The following is a 6,350-nucleotide window of genomic DNA, read 5'->3' on the forward strand; positions in this document are numbered from 1 at the left end:
ATCAGGAGAGACAACGTGAACCAATCATTTTTAGTTAAAATATCGCTTAACAAACCATTACTTACATTACTCCTTACCCCTGTTTTCATTTCATTAATTCTATTCGCTAGCGTCGCTTTTTTAATAGATGGTCGTAACAATGAAGTAAAAAATAATATTATTCAGACAGGCGAACGAGCCGCACTGGGTTCTGAAATTATGCAACTTCGTTATAACTGGCAAGAAATTCGTGTAGCAAATCGAGATACAATGTCTGAAAACGGACAAGCAATGCAAGAGCAACATAAAGAATTACAAAAGGCATTTGTCTCAATAAATACCCATATTAATGAGGGTATTCTTGCATCAAATGTATTGAGTGATACAGGTAAATCAGACATGAGGAATTTACAAAAAGTCTTACTCGATTACGAAAAAAGCATTAATACTTCTGTTCAAATATTAATTGATTTATATGATACTCAGATCACCACTCCCATTTTTTGGCAACCTACGGTTGAAATGCTGACTTTTATTGATTCCGTATATACTGGCCCTGAATCTGAATGGGAAAAAGAGCGTATTACTTTTACGACTAATGTTGAGCGTTTTTATGACAGCTTAAATAGAATGGTAAGTAGTAGAGATTTAAGTGAACAAAAAACAGCTGAACAATACCTTACTTCAATTACATCTTTTTTAAATAAATACAATCAATTTTCTGAAGTAAAATCTTTCTCTGACAACATATTTGGTTCATATTTATCTCTTTATCACGAAAGTATTATTGCCTTAAAAGCAAACTCAGAACAAGCTAAATCACGTACAAATATGGTTAAAAATATTACTAATGTGATTACTACTGTGAATGCACGCCAAATGGAGTTCACCCAAACGCTAAATCAACGATCTCTAGATGCAAGTCAAAACGTTCAAAACACTCAAATTTGGTCGTGGTTTGGTGCAGCCTTACTTTCTACGTTTATCGCTTTATTACTTGCCCGTAATATTAATAATATTTTAGCGGCTATTTCAAAAACCATTGCAGCAATGGCCAAACAGAACTTGACCACATTAACTAATTTGTCAGGTACAAATGAACTTGCTGTGCTTGCTACAAATTTAGATACTTCGATCAAAAACATGGCCAAGATGGTTGGCTCGGTCAGAGATCAGAGTAATGATGTAGCTTCCTCATCAACAGAGCTTGCTTGTGTTATGACACAAAGTTCAAGTAATGCAGAAGAGCAAAGTGCTCAAATTGAACAAATTGCCGCTGCAGTAACAGAGCTGTCTGCCTCTTCAAACTTAGTGGCAAGTTCTGCTAAAAACACTGAAATGCAAGCAACCGATGCGGCGTCACTATGCCAATTAGGGCAGGATATTGCAGAGCAAAATAAGAGTCGTGCTGATGATTTAACCGAGCAATTAACAGAAACCTCTCTGGTTGTTGAAAATCTACGAACTCATTGTGTAAGCATTGAAGAAGTCGCTACTGTAATTAATAATATTTCAGAACAAACTAATTTATTAGCATTAAATGCAGCGATTGAAGCGGCGCGCGCGGGTGAAATGGGCCGAGGCTTTGCTGTTGTGGCTGATGAAGTAAGAAATCTGGCGGGTAAAACACAGCAATCTACAGTTCACATACAGAAAATTATTTCAGAACTGCAAGCACACTCCTTAGATGCAACTAAAAAAGTAGATTTATGCTTGGATACCATTACAGTAACTCGTGAAACGTCAATTCAATCTTATGAACATTTAACTGATATTAATACTGCAATTCAGTCTATTTATAGTAACTCGACTGAGATGGCATCTGCTGCATTACAACAATCTAATGCAGTTGAAGAAATCAGCAGTACGGTTGTGGGTATCAAAGATATTATTAATCAAAACGTGATCGGAATTGAGGAATCGAGTAAAGCGTCGAACTTCTTATCTGAGTTAGCAGAGAAGCAACGCTCTCAACTTGAGATCTTTACGGTTAATTAATCACAAATAACTCACTTAACATGGAGAGGCGAACCCCTCTCCATTTTTCTGCCAATTCAGTTTCTTCTTTTCAGTATACTTTCCTTGCCCTCTCTTATTATTCATTGCTTTTATAAGATAGTTCAAAGAGAATAGCCCTCTATTTTTCGTAATCGAGCATCAAACATGACTGTTTCAATCTATTTAGTAAAAGGACGCGATAAAGCATTGCGTCGTCGTCACCCTTGGATCTTCTCTCGCGGTATTGACCGCATTGATGGGAAAGCAGAGCTAGGTGAAACAGTTGAGATCTATTCAAACAGCGGTGAATGGCTGGCTCGTGGTGCATTTTCTCCACAATCTCAAATCCGCGCTCGTGTTTGGACGTTTGATAAAAACGAAACAATTGATAAAGACTTTTTTGTTCGTAAACTGAATCAAGCACAAGGCCTACGCGATGTTCTTGCTGAGCGTGAAGGCTTAACTGGCTATCGCTTAATCGCTGCTGAATCTGATGGCTTACCAGGTATCACGATTGACCGTTACCAAAATTATTTTGTGTGTCAGCTTTTAAGTGCTGGCGCTGAAGCAACTAAAGATATGCTAGTAGAAGCATTAATCGAGTGTTACCCAGACTGTAATATTTACGAGCGTTCTGACGTTTCTGTTCGTAAAAAAGAAGGCCTAAAGCAACGCACTGGCGTTCTACATGGTGAAGAGCCACCAGAGTCAGTAATCATTGAAGAGAACGGCGTTAAAATTAGCGTTGATATCGTCAATGGTCATAAAACAGGTTTCTATCTTGATCAACGTGATAGCCGTGAGCGTTCATGCAAATACGTAAAAGATAAAACAGTACTTAACTGTTTCTCTTATACCGGTGGTTTTGGTTTGTACTCTCTTAAAGGTGGTGCAAAACATGTTATCAATGCTGATGTTTCTCAACTGGCGTTGGATAACGCGAAAAACAACACTGAAATTAATGGATTCGATTTATCTAAAGCTGAATTCTTAAACGCTGATGTATTTAAGCTATTGCGTGAATACCGTGACAACGGCACTAAATTTGATGTTGTGATCATGGATCCTCCAAAATTTGCTGAATCTAAAAACCAGCTTACTGGCGCATGTCGCGGTTATAAAGACATCAATATGCTTGCTATGCAGATCCTAAATCCAGGCGGTACGCTATTAACGTACTCTTGCTCTGGCTTAATGGACGCGGGCTTATTCCAAAAAATCGTTGCTGATGCAGCTCTTGATGCTAAGCGTACGGTTCAGTTTATTGAGCGTTTTGAGCAAGCAGCGGATCACCCTCTTGATTCTGCTTACCCTGAAGGTTTCTACTTAAAAGGCTTTGCTTGTCGCGTTGTATAGTTCTTATTTAATACCAAAATAAGAACTTGATAAACAAGCACTTAAAATAAAAAAGGCGAGAAGGTAACCCCTCTCGCCTTTTTTGTTTCATAACGCAGTCGCTCTGTTAGTCGACTTTAAATGCATTGAACTCATTATAAAGTTTATCTAGAACATCATGATCGCTAATACTGCCTAAATCACTAATCCCTAGCGCACCACTATCTACGCCTTTTAAGGTGATATTAGTTTGACTGCCTTGATCATCAGTAATCGATAAAACCGTCTGAGTATTACCGTCATCAATGTTAACTTCTATGTGCTGTAACATATCGTCAATAGTTGATGTTGATGTCACGCTATCCGGTAGTAAATCGGCTAAATTCAAAATGTCTGCTTCATTATTTGCAGCAACACCATCAAGGGCAAAATCTTCAACTTGAGTTTCAGCTGGATTAATAAGATCTCCTGCAATGTCTTCAGCAAAATAAAAGACATCATTACCAGCACCACCGGTTAAAATATCATTTTGACCAGATGCATATAGGGTATTGTCATCTTCATTACCAAAGCTATCTGAAACCACTAAATGACCAGAGTTAGTTAATGAGTTCAACTTTTCAGCATCCGTCATCCCTGCGGTAGACTCTCCTGCTAGCTCATCAAGAGTAATTCCATCAATAACAATGGTTTGTACTGTGCCACCCGCTTCATTAATGTAAATTTCCGTGCTGCCATCCACTTCTGATACTTGAATTTGAGAAGCTAGCGTTGCTGAATCCCAAACAGAGGTAATATTAGCAATATCACTTAAATCAATTTTATCACTATCAAGATCAAAGTCTTTGATCACATCACGGGCTAAGTCACCACCAATAGAAGCATTAGTCCAAGTAAATGTATCTGCTGTACCTACATCAGATAAGTCTAATGGATTACCAAATAACAATTCATCATTGGTCGTTCCCGTTAAAATATCTGAACCACTAACGCCTTGAATTATGGTAGGGGCAGCAACAGCGACGGTGATCACTTGTTGAGTAATCCCTCCCTTTCCATCTGATGCTTCTACGATAAACTCATCTGTTGTATCAGCTGCCAGCCCTAATGTACTGTCTTCAAGCAACATATATGTCCACAATCCAGCAGCATTAATGCTTAGTGTTCCATAAGCACCTGTTGTTGAAGACGTAGAAGCAAGTTGCCAGTTTATTGAATCATTTTCAGCATCGGTTGCTGTTAATTGACCACTGGCCGTTTCAAGCACGCCCTCTTTTACGTCAGCTGTGCTTGTTCCTGCTATCACTGGAGAATCATTTTCTCCAGAAATATTAATAGTGATAATCTGTTGTATTGCTCCACCAGCTTGGTCAGTAACCTCAATGGTGTAAGTTTCTTGAGTACCAGATATCCCAATGTCTTGAGCTAGCGTATTATTTAATTCATACGTCCATACGCCATTCGTATCTACACTAAAGGTTCCATACGGTGAGGTAGGTGAATTAATTACATTATAATCAATGACATCCCCTTCAGGATCAACATAAGCAATTTGACCAGTAGCTGTCAGTACTCCATCTTCTACTGCCGTACCTTCTGTCACTTGAGTGACTGTTGTATCTATAATCGGATCGTCATCTGTACCAGTAATATTCACCGTTACATCTTGTGTAATTACCCCACCATTACCATCGTCAATCTGTATAGTGAAAGTCTCTATGATGGTTTCATCACCAATATCTTGTGCTTTATCGTTATCTAATACGTAAGTCCATTTCCCATTATCATCAACGGTTACTGCACCGTAAGCATCCGTAGGTGAAGTAATTACATCAAACGCAAATGTTGTATCTGTAATATCAATATCAGTAATATCTAACTGACCTGATTGAGTTAAAGTCCCATCTTCTTCAACATCCACTGAAAGAATACTGGTGTTAACAACTTCTGGATTATCATTGCTCCCATTTACAGTGAAAGTAATATTTTCTGTACTACTTAGGCCATGTTCATCTGTTACTTTGACGCTATAAGTTAACTCTAAAGACTCATCAACACCAAGCTGTTGGATCTCTAACGCGGTATTATCAACAACTAATTTATAATCGCCATTTGGATCAAAGGTTAATGTGCCTAAAGCATCACCATTCAAGACTTGCCATGAGTGGGTATCAGATGCATCTGGATCTCCATCATCCCAATTACCTGTCACTTCAATAGTTGCAGGTGCTGTTGCACCACTATCTTCAGTTAATTCGGGAGGTGTCGTAACAACTAGATTTGGTGCATCATTCTCACCATTAATGGTAATTGTAATCGTCATTTCAGAGTTTGCACCAAGTTCATCGGTTGCAATAATCGTGACGGTATCGGTAAGGGTTTCGCCTTTTGATAAGCTATCCACTGTAGGATTTGTGCCATCAACCGTATAAGTCCATTTACCCGTTGCGTTATCAACAGATACACTACCATAAGAGCCTTGAGTTCCAGTAGATACCGTAACAATATCACCCACATCAACATCTGATGTAGCGAAACTTCCTGATGTTGAGCTACTATCCGCTTCTTCTACTGAACCTGTCTCCATACCCGAAATCTTAGGGATATCGTTTGTGCCGGTAATATTAACCGTCACTTGTTGAGATATTTTTGCGCCATGCTCATCAACAGCAAATACAGTGAATACCTCTGATACAACTTCACCTTCATTGAGTCCTTGAATGTGAGCAGCATCGTTATCGAGTGTATAGGTCCAAACGCCATTAGCATCGACAGTAAAAGTACCGTAAGTACCCGTTAATGTTTTTGCGTCAAAAGTAACCGTATCTCCTGGATTTGGATCATTAATCGTTAAGGTTCGAGAATCTGTTACTAACTCATCTTCTTTTAGCTCGACCACAAACTCTGGTGCATCAGGGTCAATATTAAACTCAGGTGGTAGATTTGAGCCATCAATCACAACGGTTACTGTTTCTGTGGATGTTTCACCGTAAGAATCTGTGACTGTAACTTCAAATGTTTCAGTCAATGTATCACCT

General features: G+C 38.7%; 3 protein-coding genes. 2 read left to right on the forward strand and 1 reads right to left on the reverse strand.

The window, feature by feature from the left end; genetic code table 11:
* Positions 1-15 precede the first annotated feature (15 nt).
* Both PVK62_RS16870 and PVK62_RS16875 read left to right on the forward strand, forming a co-directional pair.
* On the forward strand, positions 16-1,977 hold the full coding sequence (locus tag PVK62_RS16870) for a methyl-accepting chemotaxis protein (RefSeq protein ID WP_274449492.1): 1,962 nt from the start codon (positions 16-18) through the stop codon (positions 1,975-1,977).
* A gap of 165 nt (positions 1,978-2,142) precedes the next feature.
* A complete protein-coding gene (locus PVK62_RS16875; protein WP_274445415.1) occupies positions 2,143-3,333 on the forward strand; it encodes a class I SAM-dependent methyltransferase in 1,191 nt (396 codons plus the stop codon).
* A gap of 106 nt (positions 3,334-3,439) precedes the next feature.
* On the opposite strand, the gene PVK62_RS16880 is transcribed toward PVK62_RS16875, so the two are convergent.
* Positions 3,440-6,350, reverse strand: a 2,911-nt coding sequence (locus PVK62_RS16880) for a VCBS domain-containing protein (RefSeq protein ID WP_274449493.1), incomplete at its 5' end; no start/stop codon positions are given.

Source organism: Aliivibrio sp. S3MY1 (genome assembly GCF_028765575.1).
Lineage (GTDB): Bacteria > Pseudomonadota > Gammaproteobacteria > Enterobacterales > Vibrionaceae > Aliivibrio.